At 50.3% G+C, this 21,919-nt stretch carries 23 protein-coding genes and 3 tRNA genes; 8 read left to right on the top strand and 18 right to left on the bottom strand.

Annotation, left to right across the window (positions count from 1 at the left end; genetic code table 11):
• Nucleotides 1-261 precede the first annotated feature (261 nt).
• The 3 genes from PHW53_01480 to PHW53_01470 all read right to left on the bottom strand — a co-directional run bounded on the left by PHW53_01480 (nucleotide 262) and on the right by PHW53_01470 (nucleotide 3,292).
• A complete protein-coding gene (locus PHW53_01480) occupies nucleotides 262-948 on the bottom strand; it encodes an HD domain-containing protein (protein ID MDD4995122.1) in 687 nt (228 codons plus the stop codon).
• Nucleotides 936-1,175 carry a hypothetical protein gene (locus PHW53_01475; GenBank protein ID MDD4995121.1) on the bottom strand — a complete coding sequence of 80 codons (240 nt, stop codon included), beginning with the start codon at nucleotides 1,173-1,175 and terminating at the stop codon, nucleotides 936-938. Before PHW53_01475 ends, PHW53_01480 begins: the two co-directional genes overlap by 13 nt.
• Before the next feature lie 113 nt (nucleotides 1,176-1,288).
• On the bottom strand, nucleotides 1,289-3,292 hold the full coding sequence (locus tag PHW53_01470; protein ID MDD4995120.1) for a sodium-translocating pyrophosphatase: 2,004 nt from the start codon (nucleotides 3,290-3,292) through the stop codon (nucleotides 1,289-1,291).
• Nucleotides 3,293-3,644: 352 nt separating this feature from the next.
• Here PHW53_01470 and PHW53_01465 point away from each other — a divergent pair, with 352 nt between their 5' ends.
• Nucleotides 3,645-4,892: a peptidoglycan DD-metalloendopeptidase family protein gene (locus PHW53_01465; protein ID MDD4995119.1), complete on the top strand. Its 1,248-nt coding sequence runs from the start codon at nucleotides 3,645-3,647 to the stop codon at nucleotides 4,890-4,892.
• 86 nt (nucleotides 4,893-4,978) lie between these two features.
• On the opposite strand, the gene PHW53_01460 is transcribed toward PHW53_01465, so the two are convergent.
• The 13 genes from PHW53_01460 to PHW53_01400 all read right to left on the bottom strand — a co-directional run bounded on the left by PHW53_01460 (nucleotide 4,979) and on the right by PHW53_01400 (nucleotide 16,866).
• Nucleotides 4,979-5,818: a hypothetical protein gene (locus PHW53_01460; GenBank protein MDD4995118.1), complete on the bottom strand. Its 840-nt coding sequence runs from the start codon at nucleotides 5,816-5,818 to the stop codon at nucleotides 4,979-4,981.
• 4 nt (nucleotides 5,819-5,822) lie between these two features.
• Nucleotides 5,823-6,641: a glycosyltransferase gene (locus PHW53_01455; GenBank protein MDD4995117.1), complete on the bottom strand. Its 819-nt coding sequence runs from the start codon at nucleotides 6,639-6,641 to the stop codon at nucleotides 5,823-5,825.
• A gap of 17 nt (nucleotides 6,642-6,658) precedes the next feature.
• Nucleotides 6,659-7,048: a four helix bundle protein gene (locus PHW53_01450; GenBank protein ID MDD4995116.1), complete on the bottom strand. Its 390-nt coding sequence runs from the start codon at nucleotides 7,046-7,048 to the stop codon at nucleotides 6,659-6,661.
• A gap of 59 nt (nucleotides 7,049-7,107) precedes the next feature.
• Nucleotides 7,108-8,631, bottom strand: coding sequence for a YifB family Mg chelatase-like AAA ATPase (locus tag PHW53_01445; GenBank protein MDD4995115.1), 1,524 nt, complete (start codon nucleotides 8,629-8,631; stop codon nucleotides 7,108-7,110).
• On the bottom strand, nucleotides 8,621-9,133 hold the full coding sequence (locus PHW53_01440; GenBank protein MDD4995114.1) for a signal peptidase II: 513 nt from the start codon (nucleotides 9,131-9,133) through the stop codon (nucleotides 8,621-8,623). The genes PHW53_01445 and PHW53_01440 overlap by 11 nt, the downstream gene beginning before the upstream one ends.
• The gene (locus PHW53_01435; GenBank protein MDD4995113.1) at nucleotides 9,103-9,474 is read right to left on the bottom strand and encodes a TraR/DksA C4-type zinc finger protein; all 372 of its coding nucleotides are present in this window, start codon (nucleotides 9,472-9,474) and stop codon (nucleotides 9,103-9,105) included. Before PHW53_01435 ends, PHW53_01440 begins: the two co-directional genes overlap by 31 nt.
• A gap of 606 nt (nucleotides 9,475-10,080) precedes the next feature.
• Entirely contained in the window at nucleotides 10,081-11,463 is a 1,383-nt protein-coding gene (locus tag PHW53_01430) for a hypothetical protein (GenBank protein MDD4995112.1), read from the bottom strand.
• Between the two features lie 11 nt (nucleotides 11,464-11,474).
• Nucleotides 11,475-13,736: a polyribonucleotide nucleotidyltransferase gene (pnp, locus tag PHW53_01425; GenBank protein MDD4995111.1), complete on the bottom strand. Its 2,262-nt coding sequence runs from the start codon at nucleotides 13,734-13,736 to the stop codon at nucleotides 11,475-11,477.
• A gap of 3 nt (nucleotides 13,737-13,739) precedes the next feature.
• A complete protein-coding gene (locus tag PHW53_01420; protein ID MDD4995110.1) occupies nucleotides 13,740-14,330 on the bottom strand; it encodes an NYN domain-containing protein in 591 nt (196 codons plus the stop codon).
• A gap of 136 nt (nucleotides 14,331-14,466) precedes the next feature.
• Nucleotides 14,467-14,727 carry a 30S ribosomal protein S15 gene (gene rpsO, locus PHW53_01415; protein ID MDD4995109.1) on the bottom strand — a complete coding sequence of 87 codons (261 nt, stop codon included), beginning with the start codon at nucleotides 14,725-14,727 and terminating at the stop codon, nucleotides 14,467-14,469.
• Between the two features lie 225 nt (nucleotides 14,728-14,952).
• Nucleotides 14,953-15,297 (bottom strand): hypothetical protein, encoded by a 345-nt coding sequence (locus tag PHW53_01410; protein ID MDD4995108.1) that lies wholly within the window; start codon nucleotides 15,295-15,297, stop codon nucleotides 14,953-14,955.
• 206 nt (nucleotides 15,298-15,503) lie between these two features.
• On the bottom strand, nucleotides 15,504-16,217 hold the full coding sequence (locus tag PHW53_01405) for a lytic murein transglycosylase (protein MDD4995107.1): 714 nt from the start codon (nucleotides 16,215-16,217) through the stop codon (nucleotides 15,504-15,506).
• 220 nt (nucleotides 16,218-16,437) lie between these two features.
• Nucleotides 16,438-16,866: a hypothetical protein gene (locus PHW53_01400; protein MDD4995106.1), complete on the bottom strand. Its 429-nt coding sequence runs from the start codon at nucleotides 16,864-16,866 to the stop codon at nucleotides 16,438-16,440.
• Nucleotides 16,867-16,907: 41 nt separating this feature from the next.
• Between PHW53_01400 and PHW53_01395 the strand changes: the two genes are divergently transcribed.
• The 5 genes from PHW53_01395 (at nucleotide 16,908) to PHW53_01375 (ending at nucleotide 19,536) form a co-directional block, all read left to right on the top strand.
• Entirely contained in the window at nucleotides 16,908-17,858 is a 951-nt protein-coding gene (locus PHW53_01395; protein MDD4995105.1) for a tyrosine-type recombinase/integrase, read from the top strand.
• Nucleotides 17,859-18,256: 398 nt separating this feature from the next.
• A tRNA-Arg gene (locus PHW53_01390) sits at nucleotides 18,257-18,328 on the top strand.
• A gap of 65 nt (nucleotides 18,329-18,393) precedes the next feature.
• Nucleotides 18,394-18,465, top strand: a tRNA-Arg gene (locus PHW53_01385).
• A gap of 204 nt (nucleotides 18,466-18,669) precedes the next feature.
• The gene (locus tag PHW53_01380) at nucleotides 18,670-19,431 is read left to right on the top strand and encodes a slipin family protein (protein ID MDD4995104.1); all 762 of its coding nucleotides are present in this window, start codon (nucleotides 18,670-18,672) and stop codon (nucleotides 19,429-19,431) included.
• Between the two features lie 31 nt (nucleotides 19,432-19,462).
• Nucleotides 19,463-19,536: transfer RNA gene (locus PHW53_01375), tRNA-His, on the top strand.
• 216 nt (nucleotides 19,537-19,752) lie between these two features.
• Here the strand turns inward: PHW53_01375 and PHW53_01370 are convergent.
• Nucleotides 19,753-20,457 carry a hypothetical protein gene (locus PHW53_01370; GenBank protein ID MDD4995103.1) on the bottom strand — a complete coding sequence of 235 codons (705 nt, stop codon included), beginning with the start codon at nucleotides 20,455-20,457 and terminating at the stop codon, nucleotides 19,753-19,755.
• A gap of 67 nt (nucleotides 20,458-20,524) precedes the next feature.
• Between PHW53_01370 and PHW53_01365 the strand changes: the two genes are divergently transcribed.
• Nucleotides 20,525-20,746 carry a hypothetical protein gene (locus tag PHW53_01365; GenBank protein ID MDD4995102.1) on the top strand — a complete coding sequence of 74 codons (222 nt, stop codon included), beginning with the start codon at nucleotides 20,525-20,527 and terminating at the stop codon, nucleotides 20,744-20,746.
• A 68-nt stretch (nucleotides 20,747-20,814) separates the two neighbouring features.
• Here the strand turns inward: PHW53_01365 and PHW53_01360 are convergent, their stop codons facing one another.
• Entirely contained in the window at nucleotides 20,815-21,279 is a 465-nt protein-coding gene (locus PHW53_01360) for a host attachment protein (GenBank protein ID MDD4995101.1), read from the bottom strand.
• A gap of 66 nt (nucleotides 21,280-21,345) precedes the next feature.
• Here PHW53_01360 and PHW53_01355 point away from each other — a divergent pair, with 66 nt between their 5' ends.
• Nucleotides 21,346-21,903: a VIT1/CCC1 transporter family protein gene (locus PHW53_01355; protein ID MDD4995100.1), complete on the top strand. Its 558-nt coding sequence runs from the start codon at nucleotides 21,346-21,348 to the stop codon at nucleotides 21,901-21,903.
• Nucleotides 21,904-21,919: the final 16 nt, after the last annotated feature.

Raw genomic sequence — 21,919 nt, 5'->3', positions numbered from 1 at the left:
ACTATTCTTATTGAGCGTCAAGCCATAAACCCGACCCTGCGCTTTTAGTGCAGGGCATCTGGGCGGGTTTTTTAGAAGAAGAGTCGCCTGCCTGCCGGCAGGCAGGGCTCCGCCGACATATTTATTCATATTGCCCGCTTACCCCGAGACAAGATTACAGGGTAAGCGGGCTTCTAATAAAATAAAACCCGCGGCTTTTCCGCCGGAGGCGGATCCATTGGAGGAGGCGCGGGTAGAAATGTTGTTAGCGAAACAATATTTCTACAGCTCGCCGTTTATTTCACGTTCCAGGCGGCCATAAAAATTTTTCATATATGTTATTCTCTCACTGCAGATATTTTTCGCGGTTTGAGTGAATAGTTTGTCAATTAAAAATTTATGTTTTGTTTCAAATTCAATCTGCGGACTGTGTTTGGTTTTGTCATGAATCCGGCCGTTTATTTTGCCGCCCATGTTTTCTTTAATATATTCGTTGATATCAACTTTTTTAAAAATATTTGCATTATTTTTTCCAACCCAGGTAAATCCGCGCGCCATGCCGATCGCGCCGGTGGCATCAAGTTTGTCGGCGTCAAATAGTATTTTGGCTTCAATGGTTTGGGGTTTGTGTTCGGTTTTGTAGCGATGGGAAATAATGCAGTCCTGCGCATGCTTGATTTTTTCGGCGGAAAAACTCAGGTTTTTTAGAATCGGTACGGCCATTTCCGCGCTGACTATTGCGTGATCGGTATTGCCGCTCGGGTCGTTGAGCTCTTTGTATCCGCCGATATCGTGCAGGAGCGCCGCGGCTTGCAAAACGTCCAAGTCAACCGCACTTTCATTTTTCGCGATAGTCAGGGCGAGATTATATACTCGCAGGACATGGCCCATGTCGTGCGAAGGGTCCGTCATATTTGAGATTTCTTTTTCCGCCGCGTCTTTTAATTTTTGAAAAATTATTTCTTCCATATTTTATTTTTTTTGATTGAAAATAATAAATAAACAATAATTCCGCCGATGGCGAATAAAATAAAGCCAAGAAAGTAAACCGCATAAACACCCTTAATGATCGGGAAATCATTTTGCAGCTCGGGTTTTGTAATCATTTCATATTCTCCCTGAATGAGAAAAAACCATATCAGGGAAAGAAATGCTGATAAAACCAGTTTAATTATGAATATAAGTCTGTTTTTCATTTGTATTAATTTATGGAATACAGCCATATTTTAACACTAAAAGCTTGTTTTATGAAAGTACACGATTAACAAAAAACCGCCCCGGTATTATGGAGCGGTTATTTTTATTATTTTTATTTCACCATGAATCCGATGATGAGAAGCGCGACGATGTTCAGTATCTTAATCATCGGGTTGATGGCCGGGCCGGCGGTGTCTTTGTACGGGTCGCCGACCGTGTCGCCGGTGACGGCCGCCTGATGGGCGAGCGAGCCTTTGCCGCCGTAGTTTCCTTTTTCAATATATTTTTTTGCGTTGTCCCAGGCCGCGCCGCCGGTGGTCATGGAAATGGCGATAAAAAGGCCGGTGACGATTGAGCCGATCAAGAGTCCGCCCAAGGCTTCGGGTCCGAGAACAAATCCGATGACAATCGGCGCGAGAACCGGAATCAGAGCCGGCACAATCATCTGGCGCAGGGCGCCGCGGGTCACGATATCAACGCATTTTGCGTAATCGGGTTTGGCCGTTCCTTCCATAATGCCTTTGATTTCGCGGAACTGGCGGCGAACTTCTTCAACTACCTTGCCCGCGGTTTTACCCACGGCCTCCATGGCAAAGGCGCCGAAAAGATACGGCAGGAGTCCGCCGATAAAGAGGCCGATGATCACGCGGTAATCGGAGAGCTGGAACAGGAATTCGCGTCCGCCGGTGGTGAGCTCTTCGGCGTATGCGGCAAAGAGCACGAGCGCGGCCAGTCCGGCCGAACCAATGGCGTATCCCTTGGTCACGGCCTTGGTGGTGTTGCCGACCGCATCAAGCGGATCGGTGATATTGCGAACCTCTTCCGGCAGTTCGGCCATTTCGGCGATGCCGCCGGCATTATCCGTAATCGGGCCGTAGGCATCAATTGCAATAATAATTCCGGTGAGGGAAAGCATGCTCATCGCGGCAATGGCGATGCCGTAGAGCCCGGCAAAGGCAAAAGCAGCCCAGATGCCCAGGGCGATGACAATCACCGGCAGGGCGGTTGATTTCATGCCGATGCCGAGTCCGGCGATGATGTTTGTGCCATGGCCGGTCTCGCTTGCCTTGGCGATTTTTTTCACGGGATTATATTTTGTTGATGTGTAATAATCGGTAATGATAACCATGAGCGCGGTCACTGCAAGCCCGATGAGCGAAGCGAAAAATATATTATTGATTTCCGCCGGATCGTTGAAGCTTGAGGCAAGCATCCAGCGGGTGACCGGGTAGAAAGCAGCGGCGGCAACGACTCCGGCAACCGCGAGCCCGCGATAAAGCGCGGCCATGATGTTCTGGCTTTTGCCGAGGCGGATGGCGAATGTGCCGATGATTGAGGCGATGATGGAAACCGCGCCGATCACAAGCGGATAGAGAACAATGTTCGGCGAGGTGGGGAAAAGCAAGGAGCCGAGAAGCATGGCGGCAACCGCGGTAACGGCGTAAGTTTCAAAAAGATCGGCCGCCATGCCGGCGCAGTCGCCGACATTATCGCCGACGTTGTCGGCAATCACGGCCGGATTTCGGGGATCGTCTTCCGGTATGCCGGCTTCAACTTTTCCCACTAAGTCGGCGCCCACATCCGCGGCTTTTGTATAGATGCCGCCGCCGAGGCGGGCAAACACGGAAATTAAACTGCCGCCAAATCCGAGCCCAATCAGGGCCTTGAGATCGCCGGTTGCGGCAAAAAATACGGCAACGCCCAAAAGCGCGAGCCCGACTACGAGAAGGCCGGTGACTGAGCCACCGCGGACCGCTACCTGAAGGGCGGCGGACATGCCGCGCTTCGCGGCTTCGGCGGTGCGGACATTGGCGCGAACCGAAACGTTCATGCCGATATAGCCGGCAGCGGCCGAAAGCGCGGCGCCGACCATGAAGCCGAGCGCGACCTTGGCGCCGAGCCCGATCCAGAGCAGGACAAAAATCACCGCGCCAATGGCGGCGATTACCTTATATTGGCGGTTTAAATAGGCGCGGGCGCCTTCCTGGATTGCCAGGGCAATACCCTTCATTTTACCGTCGCCTTGGGGGAGTTTAAGGATCCAGCCGATGAGAATGCAGCCGTAGATAATGGCGACAATTGGCGCGAGAATCGAAACTAGGAGTGGGACAGACATAGGTGTATAATTAAAGAGAAATTTATTAAATCTTAGCGAAATATATCATAGTTTTTTGGTGCGGTTTTGTCAATCCGGCGTTTGCACAGAAGTCGGCCGGAGGGTTGACAATTTTCCCAAAATATGGTATTATCTTGAACGTCAAATAAGGTTTTTGAATGTAAGAATAATTAAGCTCATTTGAGCTAATTTTCCGGCTTTTAGAGCAATTTTTACGATTTTTTGGCTAATTCTAGGGAAAATTGCTTGGAGTGCGGAAAAATTCGAGGTCCATATAAAAATAGCAATAAAAAAATTCACTGTTCAGACATTCCTGGGGTTGTACAAGGTTGTCGGAATCGCGCTTTGCGGCATGGGAGGCATTGCAAGAGCCGCGTTCGCGCCGATTCGCATCATTGGACAAAAAATCCTCAGGGTTTTTATTTTGCTCGGTTTTCGCGCATTTCGGCAGTCGCGTTCTTTTGCCGGCGGACTGGCGCTTCCGGCCAAGAATACCTTCATGTATATTTTTACCAATCGCTATACAATCCATATAGCGGTGGCGCTTATTGCGATTTTTACGAGCGTGAGTAGCCTGAACGCGTATGAGGTTCGTACCGAAACATTCGGCGAGGGCAGCCTATTATATTCTATTGTTGGCAATGAGGATTTGGAGCTTACCGAAGAAACCCTGGATCTCGAGCTCATACAGCAGGAAAAAAGTTACGGCGCCGGCGATGCGCTTGCGGTTCTGCCGCAGGTTGATTATAACGAAGAGCCGGACTACGGCTTGATTCAGACCGTGGGCGAAGGCAACGCGGTGATTCAGCCGTCAATTCCAGAGGGCGGAGAATCGGTCGCGCCGCGCACGAGTGTGGAAGAATATATAGTTGAAGATGGAGACACCCTGAATTTGATTGCCGAAAAGTTTAACATCAGTTTGAATACCCTGCTTTGGGCGAACAGCCTTTCGGCCGGCAGCTTCATTCATCCGGGCGGCAAGTTAACGATCTTGCCGACGTCCGGCGTTTTGCATACCGTGAAGAGCGGGGAGACGGTCGCCGGCATCGCGAAGAAATATAAATCCGAGTCCGAGAAGATTATTGAATTCAATAAGCTCGCGAGCGCGAGTGATTTGCGCGTGAGTGAAAAGATTGTGGTGCCCGGCGGAATCATGCCGGCTGCTCCGCGGCCGAGCTATACCGCGCCGGTCAGCACGATTTTTGGCAGCAACCCGCCGCCCGGGAGCACTTCGCAATCAAGGACGCGCCTGCTCTGGCCGACGATCGGCCACCGCATCTCGCAATATTATCATTGGGGCCACAGCGGCTTGGATATCGCGGTGCCGCTCGGCGAACCGATTTACGCGGCTGAAGCTGGTACCGTAACGCGCGCCGGCTGGTATGTTGGTTATGGCAATTGCATTGACATTAATCACGGCAACGGCATGATGACGCGCTACGGCCACGCGTCCAAAATATATGTAAAGCCGGGCGACAAGGTTTCGCGCGGCCAGACCGTCGGGCTTGTTGGTTCAACCGGCCGGTCAACCGGTCCGCATATTCATCTTGAGGTAATCATCAACGGCGCGAAATACAATCCGCTCTCGTATATCAGATAATCAATGGAACAATGGAGCAAGAGAACAATAGAACAAAAAACGTCCGCGAGTAATGCGGACGTTTTTGATTTATTGGTACAAACGGTTTATTTAATAGTTTTTACCAGTGAATTTATGTAGTCAAAAGTTTCGTCGCCTTGAAGAATGATGTCAAAATATTTTTTAAATTCTTCCTCTGAATTATATTCGCAATTTTGAAATCCGATCTTGAGAAGATTGGCATAATTGAAACCTTCAATCATGCCAAGATCACCAGGACTGTCGCCGAGCAAAATAACGTTTTTTCTGTTTTTGATGGCGCGATAAACTTCGGGTATATTTTGAAGGATTGTTTCGTCCTTGTTCATGCAATTAATAATTGGCTGTTTGGCGGAAATGGCCTTGCCGGCTTCATCCCAAACAAATTGGTTTGTCACGTAAAATATATTTTCATAATCGCTTTTGTTTTTTTCAAAATACATCCGGATTGCATCGCCACAGCCGCTTGACGAGATGATTACGAGGGGGATGTTGTTTTTTTGCAGAATGTCCAGAAATTCGGTAACGCCCCGCCTTAGTTTTACGGGTCCATTCTGCACGATGTCTTCTAGATCGGCCTTTGACAGTCCGGATTGGATAAGCAGTTCGGTGTGTTGCGCCCACCACTCCCTCATCGATATTTTCTTTTCCTCAATCGGAATGTCGGGGTCAATCTCAATGGTATGATATTTATCGGCGAACGATCGTGCTTTTTCCGTATATTCCGGGGTCAGATGATTTCCGTCTCGGAGCATGGCAATAATTGAAGGCGTTTTAATTCCATCTATGCAACCGTAGGTTAAAGTGCGGTCGAAATCGGTTAAAATATGCAAGTTCCCATAGCCGGATTTTTTAATTTCCTGCATTATTCTTTCAAATTTTTGTGGATCCGGGATGATTGGTTTCATGTCATTATTCCTCTTCAACGAATTGCTTCATTTTGTCGGCGAATTTTTTGAACGCCTTGGAGAGTTTTTGCGCGCCGGTGATGGTTTGTTCCAGGGTTTTTTCCACGGCATTCAATCCTTTGACTTTGTGAAAATCGCCAAATTCGTATTGGACCATTTGCTTGTCGACTTTTTTATTTATAAAGCGGTAGACATCGAGCAAAAAATATTTTCTTAAAAGATTCAGACGGCCTTCATGGTCGAGTCGGCGGACACTTAAGAAGAGGTAGGCATTTTTGAGCACGCCGTATTTGGCGAATTCGCGCGCGCGCTCGACATAATCGTGGTCTTCGGACATTTTAAGAGTTTCATTGAAGCCGCGAATGCGCTCGTGGAGGCGGCGGGTAACCAGAATCCCGGCGCCCGGGGCGAAGGAATAAAAATCCTGCGTCGATTCAATGATGAGATTTGCGAAAAAGAAAATTATTTTATCAATATTCAGATCAGAGATGGGGAAGAGGGTCGGTGTGGCGATTTCAAAATAATTTGTATTGAATTCAGAAAGAGCGGTGCGCAGGAAATTTACGGGCAGAATAACGTCGGCGTCCAGGAATAAGAGATACTGCCCGCGGGCCGCGCGGGCGCCGGCATTTCGTCCGGCGGCCGGCGTGCCGCCTTCGACCACGCGTGCGCCCCAGGCTTCCGCAATCTCGTGGGTGCGGTCGCGGGAGGCGGCATCGGCAACGATCACTTCATAATCGCGATAAGTCTGCCGCTTGATTGAATCAAGCAGCTTGGGGAGAAGACGCTCTTCGTTGAATGTTGGAATGATTATTGAAATCATACGGGGCGGGTTAGGTGCTAGGTTTTAGGTACTAGGTATTGGGTTTTGAGGGTGTGGATTGCCCGATTTAGCATTCTGACGATCTCATTTAGAAGTTTTTCCGAATGCTCGAAATTTATTTCCTTTCCAAAAGCTAATTTTTTTACAATAATAATTTGCGTTTCCATCTCAGCGGCTGATCCGTATGCAATTATTAAAAATTGACGAAAGTCTTTTCTTGTTCCGCGGCTGCGTCCCTCGGCAATATTGGAAGGAATAGAAACCGCGTTTCTGCGCATTTGCGATACGAGCCCAAAAGTTTCATTTTTGGGAAAACTGGCGGTTATTTTATATATCTCAACGACTAGTTCAATCGATTTTTGCCAAATAATCAGATCTTTATATGATACTATTTTATTTTCCTCCATAATAAAAATTTTACGATTTTATACCAAGTACCTAATACCTGATACCTAAAACCTAACACCTATTCAACTCTTGGTCTATATTGCAACGCTTCGGCGACGTGGCGGCTTGTGATTGCTTCCGCGGCTTCGAGGTCGGCGATAGTGCGGCTGATTTTTAGCATGCGGAAATAACCGCGTGCCGAAAGATGAATTTGTTCAACCGCCTGGCGCATGAGCTCGCGCGATTCTTGATCCAATTGGCAGAATGATTTTATCATTTGGTTGTTCATTTCCGCGTTGGTCAGGATATTCAGTCCGCGGAAGCGCTTGGCCTGGATGTCGCGAGCGGCCTGTACGCGCGCTTTGATTATCGATGACGGTTCGGAGAGAGTGTCGGTTTCCAATTTTTCAAATTTAATTTTCGGCACGTCGACATGAAGATCGATGCGATCAAGCAATGGGCCGGATATTTTTTTATTATAATTTATGATGTTGATCGGACTGCAGGAGCAGGCGGTCAGTGGGTCGCTCGCATAGCCGCAGGGGCAGGGATTGCGCGCGGCCACGAGCATGAATTTTGCCGGAAACTGGAGAGTGCCGGCGGCGCGCGAAACGGTGATTGAGCCGTCTTCCAGGGGCTGGCGTAGATTTTCCAGAACCTGGCGCGTAAATTCCGGAAATTCATCCAGGAAAAGAACGCCGCGGTGGGCAAGGCTCACCTCGCCGGGCTTGGGCCAGGCGCCGCCGCCCACGAGGGAGACGCCGCTCGCGGTATGGTGCGGCGAGCGGAACGGACGCTCGGAAATGATTGGTTTATCGGTGGGGAGCTGGCCGGCAACGCTGTAGATTTTGGTAATTTCCAGGGCTTCCTCAATCGTGAGGTCGGGCAGGATGCTCGGCAGGGCGCGCGCGAGGAGCGTTTTACCCGAGCCGGGCGGACCGGACATGAGAACATTGTGCGCTCCGGCGGCGGCGATTTCTAGAGCGCGCTTTACATGCTCTTGCCCTTTGACGTAGGCAAAGTCATAAGCCGTTTCCGCGCTCGGCGGCGGCAGGGAATTAAAAGTTTTTTCATAAGGTTCAATAATCTGTTCGCCGCGCAGGTGGCGCGCGAGTTGTTCAAGATTTTCCACGGCAAAAATTTTTGGGCCGGGCACGAGCGCCGCCTCGGCGGCATTGGCCGCGGGCACATAAAAAGATTCGGCGCCGAGCGCCTTGGCGGAAATTGCCATGGCGAGCACGCCGGTGATGGGGCGAAGGCCACCTTCAAGAGAAAGTTCTCCGGCGAAGATCTCCTTGGGCGATTCGGCAAAGGTATCGGGAATCTGGCCGGTTTTTTTAAGAATGCTCACGGCGATCGGAAGATCAAAGCTCGGGCCTTGTTTTTTGATGTCTGCGGGCGCGAGATTAACCACGACCTTGCCGCGCGGAAATTCAAATCCAGAATTTTTGATGGCCGAGCGCACGCGCTCTTTCGATTCCTGAACCGCGGTATCCGGCAGGCCGACAATTAAAAAATGAATGCCTTGCGAGGTGTCGGCTTCAACTTCAACGGGTTCGGATTCCAGGCCGATGACGGCCATGGAGTAAATTTTATTGGACATGTAATTTTTTGCCATTATGCAGAGCCCGCCTGCCATGCCTGGCAAGGCCTGGCGGGCAGGCGGCAATAGAAATGAGGCAGCCGCCCACGATCATTATATCTGCGATATTGATAAAAGAGTACGGCCGGAGGTAGAGATAGTCAATAGTCGCGTCACAGAGAGCGCGGTCAATGAAGTTGCTTAAGCCGCCAGCGAAGATGGCGCACGAAGCGTAGAGCCAGATCGAGCGGTTCATTTTTACAGAATAAATAATCATGGCAAAGAGAAGGACGAGAAGTACGGCGCCGGTGGCGACGAGCGGCAGATGTGGCACCGCGATGCCGAATGCCATGCCGCGGTTTTCATAAAGAGTAAAGCTCAAGATTTTTGGGATAATAAAAAGCTCCTCTTGTGGGAGCCCTCGCATTGCCAGATATTTTAATGCCCGATCGAGCAAAAAACCCAGACCAAGGAAAGCGGCATAGATTAGCCTTAGAGTTCTTGGGTCAGGACTTTTTTGCATTCGATGCATGCGCTAGAAGTCGGCCGGGCGAGCAGCCGCTCTTTAGATATTTCCTTGCCGCAGTATTTGCAGATGCCGTATTCGCCCTTTTCAATGCGTTCCAGGGACTTAACAACGTCGCGGAGCGACTTTTCCAAAGTGCGTTCCAGCGTCAAATTATCGCTGTATAGAGCGACTTCGTTCGCGTTTTCATCTTCCTTGTCGCCGAGCTGGGGAAATTCAGCGTTATAATCCTCGGGATTGTGCTTGTTCTTGGTGGTGAATTCCTTGAGCTCTTCTTCGAGACGGGTGCGCTCGGTTTCAAGGTTTTTCTTGATTTGTTTTATAAATTCCTGGTCCATATTCTAATTTATATTATACAGGAAATTATACAAGCCCGGGTTTGATTAGTCAAGGCACGGGATGAGGCTTTTTTTGGTAATTTTGGCAAAATAAAACGGAGCATGGTGAGGCCCTATTATCAATGTTGAATGATTTGTAGTGGCTCCATGCTCCGGAGACGACGATATACCTCCGGTTCGGGAGCCACTTTTTAGCGCAAACAGGCATTGGCGCCAAAAACCGACTCCCGACGGAGGATAATCAACCGACGTCTAGAAAGAACTCTATTGCCGATCTAGAGGCATTGCCCCGGAAATACCCCAGGGTTACCACGAAAGGCTTCTTTTATTTTTGTTTTATTGTGCGTTATAGATCAGCTATAGAGAGGAGACTATCCTGTCTCGAGACAGATTTACCTCCAGGGATAGATGGTAAAGTACTATTCTGTACTATTATTGTATCACATTTTTGTTCAGTTGTCAAGCGCTTAACTTAGCCAAAAAATGGCATTTTTGCGTTGTCAGGGTTTTGGCAAAATCCTGGGGGTGTGGATAAGCCTGTTTATATACACAGAGTTATCCACTGCGCCTATATTTTTAGCGAAAAAAAGTTGTTTTGCCTTTGGATTACTCAAAATGGCAGAGGTCACCCGAGGCATTGACGAGCCAGGGGCCGAAAAGTGGGAAAAATTCGCTAAAATTAGCTATATCTTCCCGAGGAGAAAACAGGGAAGCTAGTTGATTTTGGTTAAAATTGCACCGTTCGGCAAGCGCCGGGAGGTTGGTCCAGCCGGCCATGTCTTTGGCATAGAGAAAATCGATCAGATTACCGTAGTTATTGCTTAAAATTACGCTATCCGGGGTTTCAAAGTATCCAAGCAGAAAATCGTGGTCTTTGTTCTCGATCCAGCGCAGACTCTCATCGTCCATACGCTGTTCTTTCCAGGTGAGAGAAGAGTTTTTCACGATTTCGGCGGCAGTACTTCCGTCAGGCAGGCGGCGTGCGATGCGCTCAGGCGCGGATTCGCTTAAATAGTCCATCCAGTATTTCTCAAAATTATTACGCCAGAGCGGATTCTCATCCGTGGATTTTTCCAATTTTAATATAAATGAATAATCTTCTTTTTGTACGATGAAAAGATCAAAAGCCGCGGCAAGGAGCGGCTGGAATGTTTCGTCGGGCTGGTTGATGTTTTCAAATTCGCGCTTGAGCGCCGTGGCGGCCGCGGTAAGCGAGTTTTTGCCCGAGGGGATTGCCGAAAGGCTTTCCTGCCAGGATTTTTGCCAGCTATCGCCGTGGGTCCAGAATATGGCATTCTGCGGCAGGGCGGAGGTTTTGAGTCCAACGGTTGGCGTGATCACGGGCGAGGTCAGATTCTTCCAGATAATGGCATCTGATTTTAGGTCGAGCGACCAAGCAGACGGCTGAGTGGCTATTTCGGAATAATCGCTCCAGCCGTCGGCCAGGGGAACGTAGCTCGGAAGAGAGGGCTGATTCAGAAAAATATACCCCGGATTCATGAGCGGCTCTTCGGGAGCGTTATTGCGGCGCGCGAGGTTTTGATTTTCGTTTTTTGTAAATTCACCGAAATCGACGGATGAAATAATGAAAATATTTTCGTCAATTTTTTTAATCAATAAATTTTCAACGGCTGGTGGATTATTTTTGGAGAAAATCAGAACTCCGACGCGGTTGCTATTTTGGAAGATGCCAATTTGCTCGGCATTCGGCGGAATAACTCGGCTGAGAGAAATTCCATTATCACCGAACGGTTCAAGGGAGCCGATTTTGTTAAGAATTTTTTCGGCGGCCGGGAGGCGGAGATGCAAATATATTTCAGAATTAGGCGGAACCCAGTCAATGAGCCGGTCGCCGGGCGCAAGCGCGCGGATGCTCAGTATTCCGATCAGGGCGATAATTAAAAAACTCCCTACGGCAAATTGATGCCTCGGATTTTTGTTTTTCAAATATCCAATGGCAAGCAAGAGGGAGTTTTTTAATTTTTGCATTTTGGGAATGCTTATCTTCGCTTGAAGAAGCCGCGTCCGCCGCTTCGTCCGTTGCGGTCACGACTGCCGCGATCCGGTCGGTCACTGCGGTGGGAGAATCCGCCGGTTGGGTGATCGATCGCGCCTTCGGGTTTGGGCGGAGCAGTATAGCCCTCAGCCTGGCGGAGCGAAAGATTCACGCGTCCCTGGTCATCGATTTCAATTACTTTTACTGTTACTTCGTCGCCGATGTTCACTACGTCGGTGACCCGTTCTACGCGCCACGGCGCGAGTTCAGAAACATGAATCAAGCCGTCGGTGTTGGGCATAAACTGGACAAAGGCGCCGAAATCAAGCAGGCGCACGACTTTGCCTTTGTAGGTTTTGCCGATTTCCGGTTCGGCGGTGAGGCCTTCAATCCATTCAATCGCGCGCCTGGCGCCGTCTTCGTCGGCCGAGGTGATAAATACCGAGCCGTCCTGTTCAATATCAATCTGGACGCCGGTTTTGTCAATGATTTCATTGATGATTTTTCCGCCCGGACCGATGACGTCGCGGATTTTATCCGGGTTGATATGGATTGTGATAATGCGCGGCGCAAACGGCGAGAGCTCTTTACGCGGTTCGGGAATGGCGGCAAGCATGACATCAAGAATCTTGAGGCGGGCGTCGCGGGCCTGCGTGATTGTCTTACGGATAATGTCGGGTGACAAGCCTTTGGTCTTGGTATCCATCTGAATTGCGGTGATGCCGTTACGCGTGCCGGCGATTTTAAAGTCCATGCCGCCGGGCGAATCTTCCAGGTCCTGAAGATCGGTAAGGATTTTAAAGTCTCCGTTTTCGTTTGCCGCAAGGCCCATGGCGATTCCGGCGACGGGTTCTTTAAGCGGAACGCCGGCGTCCATCAAAGCGAGCGTTGAGCCGCAGGTCGCGGCCATGGAGCTCGAGCCGTTGGATGAAAGGGTTTCGGAGACCACGCGGATGGTGTAAGGAAATTCTTCGCGGGTCGGCAGAACCGGCACCAGGGCTTTTTCCGCGAGTGCGCCATGGCCGATTTCGCGGCGACCCGGCGAACCCATGCGGCCGGTTTCACCGACGCAATAGGGCGGAAAATTATAATGGTGCATGTAGTGTTTTTTTCCGTTTATTTCCATGCCTTCAAGGGTTTGTTCATCGCCCGGAGCGCCGAGAGTGACAACCGAAAGCGACTGGGTCGCGCCGCGCTGGAAAAGCGCCGAGCCATGAGTGCGCGGCAGAATGGAGACTTCGGCGGAAAGCGGTCGGATTTCAGTGAGCGTGCGGCCGTCAACGCGTTTTTCCTGCTCCAGAATGGCGCGCGACACTTCTTGTTCCACGAATTCGTACACATGCGCGAGTCCGATTTTTCTCTTGTCTTTGCCGATTTGCTGGGCCTTGAGATGCTCGTCCAGCTCATCCTCAAGAATTTTTATGGATTCTTTGCGCTCGACTTTACTTGCTTTTGGAATATCAAACAGCGCGGTTTGAATTTTTTCTTTCAGAAATTCTTCAGCTAAGCTGATGATTTTTTTCTGTTCTTCAAGGGCGAGCCGGGCTTCTTCGTCTTCCGGCTCTTGGGAAATTTTAATTTTCGGTTTGCCCACGGCTTCGGCGACTTTGGAAATCAGGCCGATGACGTCTTTAAGATGCTTCTGCCCGAATTCAATAGCCTTAATCGCGGTTTCTTCGTCAACCTGATTGGCGCCGGCCTCAAGCATGATGACCCGCTCCGGCGTGCCGGCGACGGCGAGATCCAGAAGGCTTTTTTCGCGCGCTTCGTAGGTCGGGTTCAAAACCCATTCGCCTTCAATCTGTCCGACGCGGATAAAGGCAACCGGACCATTCCAGGGAATGTCGGAAATCATGAGCGCGGTGGAGGCGGCAACCATGGCCGGGACATCAGGGTCGTTCTCTCCGTCAACCGAAAGCACGGTCACGATGACCTGGATTTCATTGCGTATTTTTTTATCAAAAAGCGGCCGGATGGCGCGGTCAATAAAACGGCCGGTGAGAACCGCCTCGTCGGACGGACGGCCTTCGCGCTTGATGAAGCGCGAGCCTTTGATTTTGCCGGCGGCATAAAGGCGTTCTTCGTATTCAACCGTGAGGGGCAAAAAATCAATGCCCTCGCGCGGCTGATGCGCCATGACGGCGGTGCCGAGCACGACCGCGTCGCCGTAGCGCACGGTGCAGCTGCCGTTGGCTTGTCCTGCTAATCGGCCGATCTCAATTTCCATATTGTGTCCGGCCCAATCGATGTTGAACTTTTGCGACATAGATTAATATTTATTATTAAATTTTGGATTTTGGACCTTGCCTGCCGGCAGGCAGGTTTTGGATTTTGGATTTTGATTGCGACGATTTGCGGATTTCGGGCGGATCAGGAAGTTGCCGGGGTCTTTGCTCAAGTCAATGAATTCGTCGGCCATTTCTTTGAGGCGGGATGAAGTTGTTTCGCCGAAAGCCGCGATTTCAACCTGGCGGCCGCGGCCCTTGAGATATTCCACGAGCGGGCAGTAATCGCCGTCGCCGGAAACCAGCACCACGACGTCAAGAAGTTCGGCGATGCGGATGGCGTCAACCGCGAGGCCGACATCCCAGTCGGCTTTTTTCGCGCCGCCGAAAAATTCCTGCAATTCTTTTTCGCGGGTTTCAATGCCCAGATGATATAAGGCTTCAAAGAATGGTTTTTCTTCGCCGGACGGCGTGCTCACCACATAGGCGATTGCCCGGATGAGTTTGCGTCCGCCGACCGCGGTGGTAACGATATTTCCAAAATTCACTTTGGCGCCGAAAAGATTGCGCGCCGAGTAATAAAGATTCTGCACATCAATGAAAACGCCGATTCGCTGATCTGGTCGTATAATCATATGTTTAATGTTAATCAGTGAATCAGGTAATCGGTTAATCAGGTTTATATTAAGGCGTTTTGCCCGATTCACTGATTAACTGATTCACCGATAGTTTATTATCTAAAACAAAAGCCCCGACAATTCGGGGCCTTTACTATATTTTTAACGCTTCAGCTAATTTTTCGTATGCTTTCGGGTCTTCGCGGTGAAGATATTTGAGAAGTCTCCGGCGCTCGCCGACCTTGCGGATCAGGCCGCGGCGGGAAGAAAAATCCTTCTTATGGTCCCGGAGATGCTCGGTGAGCTCGCTGATTTCCTCGGTGAGGATGGCGATTTGCACCTGCGGAGAACCGGTGTCGGTCTCATGAGTTTTAAATTTCTCAATGATTTTCTCTTTTTTCTTTTTATCAAGCATATTTATTTTCTCGAGCCGGTTTATGGGCCCCAAAAATTTTGGGTTTTGTGAAGCTTCTAAACCAGCTCGCTGCACGACAAAGGGGAGCCGAGGCCGCCCTAAGCGCATTAATTGTTAAGGGAATTGATGAGAGTGTATCAAATAGGCTCGGGTTTGTCAAATGATAGGGCTTGAAAAATAAAAAAGCGCCGGATCAGAGATCGGGCGCGAGCGGAGGGGGGGGGGCTACTTGTTGTCCTTGGGACAGGCTGGAAGGATCTTGGTACCGGTGCGGCCGGTGAGGGTGTTGTGAAAGGTGGCAAGCCAAGTGCCGTTTGGCCCGGCCTTGATTGAGGTGAGGCGTTCGAACATATTGCCCTTGCTGCCGACACGAATGGCGCGCGGCGTGTAGATGATGGCGTCTGATACGTCCATCTGCATGGTAAAGACCAGGGTATCTTGATTCGCGACGCACGCCCTTGCGCCATTATCCGGACCGGGCGACCGAATGAACGTGCTTGCGGCAATCAGGACAAAGAGCCCGCCCCAAAAGAACAGGCCGTATTTCCACGCATCGTTGTTTGGGTCCATGGTGTCCTCCTCTAATTTGATAGTATCATATATTCGTTTCTAGTCAAAAATTCAAAAGTGTCGTAAAATGAAATCAGGCGCAACGACGCCTGATTTCATCCCGAGTCCCCCGCAGTGCGGGGGCGAGGGATCTCTTACCGTAATATATGAAGAACCCCGGCCAATGCAGAGCAGTGGTCGGGGCGAGGTAGGTTTTTGTGGTGGGTTTAGAGGCCGGCGCAGGCGAGAATGTTACGGATGTTCTTCTTGACCTGCGGACTGTGGCTCCGGTTCCAGCCGTGGAGCACCTTGGCCCAGTTGCCGCGTTTGGCATGGGCTTGGGCAAGATGATTCGCGGTGGTGAACGTCGCATCCGCCAGATCGTAGGGGCTCGCGATGCCGTCGCGGTCGCCGTCGGCCGCGTAAGCGAGCCAGGTGGCGGGAACGAATTGGAACGGGCCCATGGCGCCGACGCGGTTGGAGCGCATGTCTTCGATCGGAACACCGATGTGAGTCGCGATCTTGGCGAGCGCTTGAGCGTTCGTTACGGGCCGGGGGAGATTCTTGACGGCCGTCACTGCCTGATAGCCGCCTTCTACTAGGCCGCCGGTGCCGCAACGGGTCTCCGCGTAGTGCATGCATCCGAGGAGCGGCTCGGGGACGCCGAATGCGTCGGCGGCGGGCTGGCTCCAGGGGTTGCCGATGCAACGGGAATCCTGGAAAGCACTGGTGGCGGTCGAGGCGGGGGGAGCGATGGCGATCCGGGGAGCCGCGGTCTGCTGACGGGTCGGGGTCTTGAATGAGTGCTTCCACTCCTGGGAGGCGGCGTATAGGCTGCCGACACCCCAGACGATGCCGAGGAGAATCACGAGCCCGATGATACCGAGTCCGGTCGCAAGACCAAGGTTTTCGGCGCGGGCGTGCTCTTCGGTGTAGGCCATTATATCCTCTCCTTGTGGAAGTTAATAAAAAAGGGCGAATTAAAGATTGGAAGAAGGCTTCAAATCTTTAATCTGCCCAGGTAAAGCACTCCTCCAATTTAACGGGAAATTATATCATAAATTAGCACTTTTGTCAAGACTGGCCCTTTAAAACAGATAAAAAAATCTCACTCCCGAGGCGGGGGCGAGATAGGCAGGGCAGGGGGAAACCGGCAGGTAATCAACTGTCGATCAGGATGAGCAGCTTGTCGAGCAGCTTGCTGCTCGCGCCTTTGTGCGCCATTCGATCGTAGATGGCGCGGGCGCGCTTTTTGGTGAGGCGGCCTTTGCCGTTCATAACTCTTGAAAGAAACCCGGGATCGATGTTCAAGGCTTGAGCGAGAACCTTGTTAGTGGGCTCGGTTATTCCGGCGCTTTTCGCGATCTGGATGAGCAGATCCCGAAGAGCCGACGGATCGTAGGGGAGCTCGAGAGCACGTCTTGCTCCGATCGGACCGGGGGTGAGGGTGATGGTCACGGTTTCCTCGGAATCCCCGAGGTCGGAAAGCAGGGCATCAATCGCGCTCGCGATCATGAGCCTAAGCTGTGCCGGGGTCGCGCTCACGGAGATGCTTTTCTCATTGGCCATGGCTTCTCCTTTTTCAATCAAAGGGACCAGGAACAATACAATAAAAAACGATTTTTGTCAATATGGCAAAGCCGACAACAAAAATTCAGCAGCTGCTTGGTGATTTTCTTGATTATCTTGAAATTGAAAAAGGCCGGAGCCGGCGGACGCGGGCGAATTACGAATTTTATCTTCAGAGATTTTTGGATTGGGCCAAGATCGCCAAGCCCGAGGAGATCACCGCCGACCGGGTGCGCGATTTCCGGCTTTATCTCAACCGGATGGAAGACAAATTTAAACAGCCGCTTTCCAAATCAACGCAGAATTATCATCTCATCGCGCTCCGCGCCTGGCTCAAGTATCTGGCCAAGCGGGACATCAAGACCATGCCGGCGGAAAAGATTGAGCTCGCGAAAATGCCGGACCGGCAGGTTGATTTTTTGGAAGGCGGAGATTTGGACCGCCTGATTGAGCAGCCGCAGAAATTAAAACAGCCGGAGATCATCGCCAAACGCGACCGCGCCATTCTTGAACTTTTATTTTCAACCGGCATGCGCGTTTCCGAGCTCGTGGGCCTGGATATTGAAGACGTGAATCTTGACCGCGATGAATTCACGGTTCGCGGCAAGGGTTCAAAGACGCGCGTGGTGTTTTTATCCAATCAGGCGAAATTTTGGCTCCATGAATATCTGAAAAAACGAAATGACGCGCATCCGGCGTTTTTTGTGCGTCACGACCGGGCCAAGGGCGCAGCGGCCGCGTCCGAAAAAGACGCGCGGCTCACGCCGCGGAGCATCCAGCGACTGATTGAGCGCTACAGCAAAGCCGCCGGCATTACCAAGCATGTATCGCCGCATACTCTGCGCCATTCGTTCGCCACGGATCTCTTGATGAACGGAGCGGACATCCGTTCGGTGCAGTCAATGCTCGGGCATTCGTCAATCACCACGACGCAGATATATACCCATATCACGAATAAGCAGCTCCGCGAGGTCCATCAGGCATTCCACGGAAAACAGCGGCGCGATGATTGACAGTGTATTAATTTTGTGCTATATTTAGAGCGTTTTTTCGCCCCTGTAGTCCCGACGCCCCGACGCCCGCGGGGTCGGGGGGTCGGGATCCCGACTTCCGCCTGCGGCGGAACGTCGGGATTCAATGGATACAATAGAGGTCTTCTAATATTTTAAAGATGCATTTTCTATATATTCTAGAAAGTTTAAAAAATGGCAGTTATTATGTTGGAGTTACAAATAATATAAAAAGAAGATTGGCTCAGCATAATAATGGATTATCCCGATATACTTCGGCATTTAAGCCATGGAAGATTGCCAGAATCGAAGAATTTGATAGTATTGAAGAGGCCTATCGCAGAGAAAGGTTTATTAAAAAAAGAAAAGTAAAAAGATTGTCAAGGCGATAGTTGAATCATGCCCCTGTAGTTCAACGGATAGAACGGGAGACTCCTAAGCTCTAAATAGAGGTTCAATTCCTCTCGGGGGCAAAAAAATTTATGCGCCCATAGTTCAATGGATAGAACACCAGCCTTCCCCGCCTGCCATGGCCTGTGCCCCTATAGTTCAATGGATAGAACACCAGCCTTCTAAGCTGGATATGTAGGTTCGATTCCTACTGGGGGTAGAGGCACTGGCGGGCAGGTAAGCTGGATATGTAGGTTCGATTCCTACTGGGGGTAGAGGCACTGGCGGGCAGGTAAGCTGGATATGTAGGTTCGATTCCTACTGGGCGTACCAGCCCTTCGGGCAATTTTTGCGCCAGAGGCGCATCCGCCTCGGGCGGAAAATTTTTCAATAATATTTTAATTCAATTTTAAATTTTAAATGTATGGATATATTATATTGGATAGTCGGCGTAGTTCTTTTCGTGATTCTGATTTCAATCCGGCAGATAAAGCAGTATGAGCGCGGAGTGAAATTTCAGCTTGGCAAGTATAAAAAAGTCCTGGAGCCGGGATGGCGGCTGGTTTTTCCGATTTTTCAGGGCATGCAAAAAGTCGATATCCGCGTCAAAGCCACGGACGTGCCTTTTCAGGAAGCCATTACCCGTGATAATGTATCCACCAAGATAAACGCGGTTATATATTACAAAGTTAAAGAAGCGCAAAAGGCCATTATTGAAGTTGAAGATTTCCGCTACGCCACGTCGCAGCTCGCGCAGACCACGATGAGAAATGTCTGCGGCCAGATGGATTTGGACGAGCTTCTTTCAAAGCGCGAAGAGGCATCGCAAAAAATCAGGGACATTGTTGAAAAGCTAACTGATCCGTGGGGCATTGAAGTGCAGTCGGTCGATCTCAAAGATATCACCCTGCCGGAGAACATGCAGAGAGTGATCGCCAAGCAAGCCGAAGCCGAACGGGAGCGGCGCGCGGTGGTCATCAAGGCCGAGGGTGAAGTATCCGCCTCGGAGAATCTGCGCAAGGCGGCGGAGACGCTCGCCAAAAGTCCGGGCGCGCTTCATCTCCGGACGCTTTCCACGATCAACGATGTTTCTTCGGACCAGTCAAACACAATTGTCTTTGCGATTCCGCTTGAAGTCCTGCGTGCGTTTGAAACATACAACGATAAAAATAAAAAAGCGGAGTAAACTAATTAAAAATAAAAACGTCCGTGGTTGGGTGGCCATAGCTCAATGGTAGAGCATCGGATTGTGGCTCCGATGACGAGGGTTCAATTCCCTCTGGTCACCCCATCTGCGGGCGTTTTTTATTTTGCGAAATATTTTTTTGTCGAGAAGGTGCACTTTCGGAATGGGAATTGAACCAGGGGATGGTAAGGGGGCGGAGCCCTCTTACATTCGGAGGAGGGCCTGCGGGAACCTGAAGGTTCCCGCAAGAGTCCCCCGCGGTGCGGGGGACGATGTGAAATTCCCTCTGGTCACCCCATCTGCGGGCGTTTTTTAATTCTTTTATTGTCCAAGACCTTCAAGCGTCTTGAGGGCGTCGGCATCAAGGTTGCCCTGCATAAGCGCACCCATGTCGATTATTTGTACGCCAGCCGGAAGTTCGAACAGGGCGTCGGACTGGTTGCCGATTTCAATATTTTTGTATTCCGTGGTGGTTACTTGATTTCCGCTCGTGCTTACGATTTTAATCGGCATGTCATACTTTTCCCAAATCCACATTTTTTTGATAATCAGATTTTCGCCGACCCCGGTTTTGGTTTCAGTGACAACGCATTTTTTGTTATCAATGGTTTCGTGGCCGATAATGGTCGTTGAATCCGCGGATTCATCAATATATTCATAGGGATTATTTTTGGTTTTATCTTGGCTTTCACTGAGATCCGTTTTGATTGCGGTATTTTTGTCCGGATAATACATATAAAGCGCGGTTGCCATATCACCGAGCATAACGATTTTTTGTCCCTGGAGTTCAAATTCTTGGCGCATGCGCGTGCCCTTCATATACATTTTTGCGGTATATTCCGGCTCTTCGCCACTGGTTACCACGAGGTCGCAACTCATTTCTTGGATTTTTTCGGCCTTGGAAGTGATTTCCTCAAGTGAGTCGGATGGAGTCGGAGATGTTTCGGTCGTGCCAGAATCTTTGCCACAGCCGGCGCCAAGGAGCAGGAGCGCGAATATTATTGGCAGGATGAAAAATTTTTTCATAAAATTTTTTACTTGATTTATTTTTAACGTTGATTTATAATCGTTTTAGGTTTTCGACAAGGAGGAGATGATGCAGATCAGGTGCACACATTGCGGCAATTATTTTGACGAGGGAGGTATTTGTCCCTGCGGCATGGGTGATGACGGCGTGGACTATCGCGGTCTCGAGCGCGAGTTGCCACTGCGCCCAATCGATCCGACCCAGGTCCGGCTGAACCTCGGGGGAGAGAGGCAGATGTCTCTCGTTTTGCCCGAGCCGAAGGACAAGGTTTCGTCGTCCATCAGCTGACGCGCTAAGGTTCTTGCCCTGAGTCTGGTTCTCGCCCCGCCCGGTTCATCCGGTCGCCGGGGCTTTTTTTATTTTTCACGAATTTTTTTTAGGATTTCAAGGGCACCGCGCCGCACCAGATTTTGCGGAAGAGTTTTTGAAAGCGATTTTTTAAGATACGGATGCATCTGGTTTTTGACGATTTTTATTATATAATCCGGCGCGACAAGATACCATTTTTCAAATTCTTTATTTTTGAAGCGGGTAAAGAGCTCATTGTCCAGGGTTTTGCAGAGATGGTCGATGAGTAGGTGATCGTCATCGGCGATGGGTGCGACGTTGTCGAGTCCCTGGATTTGACGGCCGCCGCTCGGGCCGCGGGCAGACCTCATCGCGCAGCCTTCTTTATCGCTCGCGCGTTCTTTTTCAAAAAATATTTTTTTGGCGAGCACGATGTTTTCGCCGTCATTCGCGTATATTAAAGCTGTCTGCGTGTTGGCAACGACCAGAAGGGTGTTCTCGCCGGGCTGCTGCAGGTCTTGAGGAATGCGCATAGATAAAATTCTAATTCTTAATATCTACACTATATTATACTTGAAATTTCTGATAAACTAAAATATATGGCCGAGTCATCCAAAAAAATACGCGAAATCGTTGGGAGGTACATTTATCAGGTTGTATTCGGTTTTCAGGACAGTCTGGTCTCAACGCTTGGCGCAATAATTGGCATCGCTGAAGGAAGCCGTGATCGGTTCGTGGTAATCCTCTCCGGTCTGGTGATTATTTTTGTGGAATCCCTTTCTATGGGTCTTGGGACTTATATTTCTTCAAAATCCGAACGCGAGGTAAAAGAGGGCATGTATCCGCGCCGCCGGTTTTTTGCGCGGACCGAGCAATCGGCCGAGGCGCTTGACGCGAGGCGCGGGCTCGTGATGTTTGTGTCTTATGTCATCGGCGGTTTCCTGCCTCTTCTGCCGTTTTTTTTCATGCCGGTCATGGCGGCAATTTTTCCGTCCATTCTGTTCACAATTGTTGCGCTTTTTTTGCTCGGCGCGCTGAAGACGAAATTCACGGGCAAATTGTGGTGGAAGAGCGGGTTGGAGATTGCGGTGCTTTGTTTTGCGGCAATCGTAGTGGGTTATGCCGTTGGCCGGATGGCGGGAGAATATTTGAAATAAATGTACGGGTCGCATA

The organism is Patescibacteria group bacterium (assembly GCA_028710985.1).
Taxonomy (GTDB): domain Bacteria; phylum Patescibacteriota; class Patescibacteriia; order JAHJFT01; family JAHJFT01; genus JAQTTB01.
The sequence above is the reverse complement of the archived record's forward strand: the minus strand, read 5'-3'. Positions and strand labels throughout refer to the sequence as shown.

Excerpts from the sequence above, each read along its gene's own strand:
- PHW53_01355 (MDD4995100.1), top strand. The coding sequence starts at position 21,346 with ATGGCCGAGTCATCCAAAAAAATACGCGAAATCGTTGGGAGGTACATT.
- PHW53_01370 (MDD4995103.1), bottom strand. The coding sequence starts at position 20,457 with ATGAAAAAATTTTTCATCCTGCCAATAATATTCGCGCTCCTGCTCCTT.
- PHW53_01405 (MDD4995107.1), bottom strand. The coding sequence starts at position 16,217 with ATGGCCTACACCGAAGAGCACGCCCGCGCCGAAAACCTTGGTCTTGCG.
- PHW53_01435 (MDD4995113.1), bottom strand. The coding sequence starts at position 9,474 with ATGGACCAGGAATTTATAAAACAAATCAAGAAAAACCTTGAAACCGAG.
- PHW53_01465 (MDD4995119.1), top strand. The coding sequence starts at position 3,645 with ATGGGAGGCATTGCAAGAGCCGCGTTCGCGCCGATTCGCATCATTGGA.
- PHW53_01480 (MDD4995122.1), bottom strand. The coding sequence starts at position 948 with ATGGAAGAAATAATTTTTCAAAAATTAAAAGACGCGGCGGAAAAAGAA.
- rpsO (MDD4995109.1), bottom strand. The coding sequence starts at position 14,727 with ATGCTTGATAAAAAGAAAAAAGAGAAAATCATTGAGAAATTTAAAACT.
- PHW53_01360 (MDD4995101.1), bottom strand. The coding sequence starts at position 21,279 with ATGCGCATTCCTCAAGACCTGCAGCAGCCCGGCGAGAACACCCTTCTG.
- PHW53_01420 (MDD4995110.1), bottom strand. The coding sequence starts at position 14,330 with ATGATTATACGACCAGATCAGCGAATCGGCGTTTTCATTGATGTGCAG.
- PHW53_01440 (MDD4995114.1), bottom strand. The coding sequence starts at position 9,133 with ATGCAAAAAAGTCCTGACCCAAGAACTCTAAGGCTAATCTATGCCGCT.
- pnp (MDD4995111.1), bottom strand. The coding sequence starts at position 13,736 with ATGTCGCAAAAGTTCAACATCGATTGGGCCGGACACAATATGGAAATT.
- PHW53_01460 (MDD4995118.1), bottom strand. The coding sequence starts at position 5,818 with ATGAAACCAATCATCCCGGATCCACAAAAATTTGAAAGAATAATGCAG.
- PHW53_01365 (MDD4995102.1), top strand. The coding sequence starts at position 20,525 with ATGATGCAGATCAGGTGCACACATTGCGGCAATTATTTTGACGAGGGA.
- PHW53_01410 (MDD4995108.1), bottom strand. The coding sequence starts at position 15,297 with ATGGACCCAAACAACGATGCGTGGAAATACGGCCTGTTCTTTTGGGGC.
- PHW53_01395 (MDD4995105.1), top strand. The coding sequence starts at position 16,908 with ATGGCAAAGCCGACAACAAAAATTCAGCAGCTGCTTGGTGATTTTCTT.
- PHW53_01470 (MDD4995120.1), bottom strand. The coding sequence starts at position 3,292 with ATGTCTGTCCCACTCCTAGTTTCGATTCTCGCGCCAATTGTCGCCATT.
- PHW53_01450 (MDD4995116.1), bottom strand. The coding sequence starts at position 7,048 with ATGGAGGAAAATAAAATAGTATCATATAAAGATCTGATTATTTGGCAA.
- PHW53_01430 (MDD4995112.1), bottom strand. The coding sequence starts at position 11,463 with ATGCAAAAATTAAAAAACTCCCTCTTGCTTGCCATTGGATATTTGAAA.
- PHW53_01445 (MDD4995115.1), bottom strand. The coding sequence starts at position 8,631 with ATGTCCAATAAAATTTACTCCATGGCCGTCATCGGCCTGGAATCCGAA.
- PHW53_01380 (MDD4995104.1), top strand. The coding sequence starts at position 18,670 with ATGGATATATTATATTGGATAGTCGGCGTAGTTCTTTTCGTGATTCTG.
- PHW53_01455 (MDD4995117.1), bottom strand. The coding sequence starts at position 6,641 with ATGATTTCAATAATCATTCCAACATTCAACGAAGAGCGTCTTCTCCCC.
- PHW53_01475 (MDD4995121.1), bottom strand. The coding sequence starts at position 1,175 with ATGAAAAACAGACTTATATTCATAATTAAACTGGTTTTATCAGCATTT.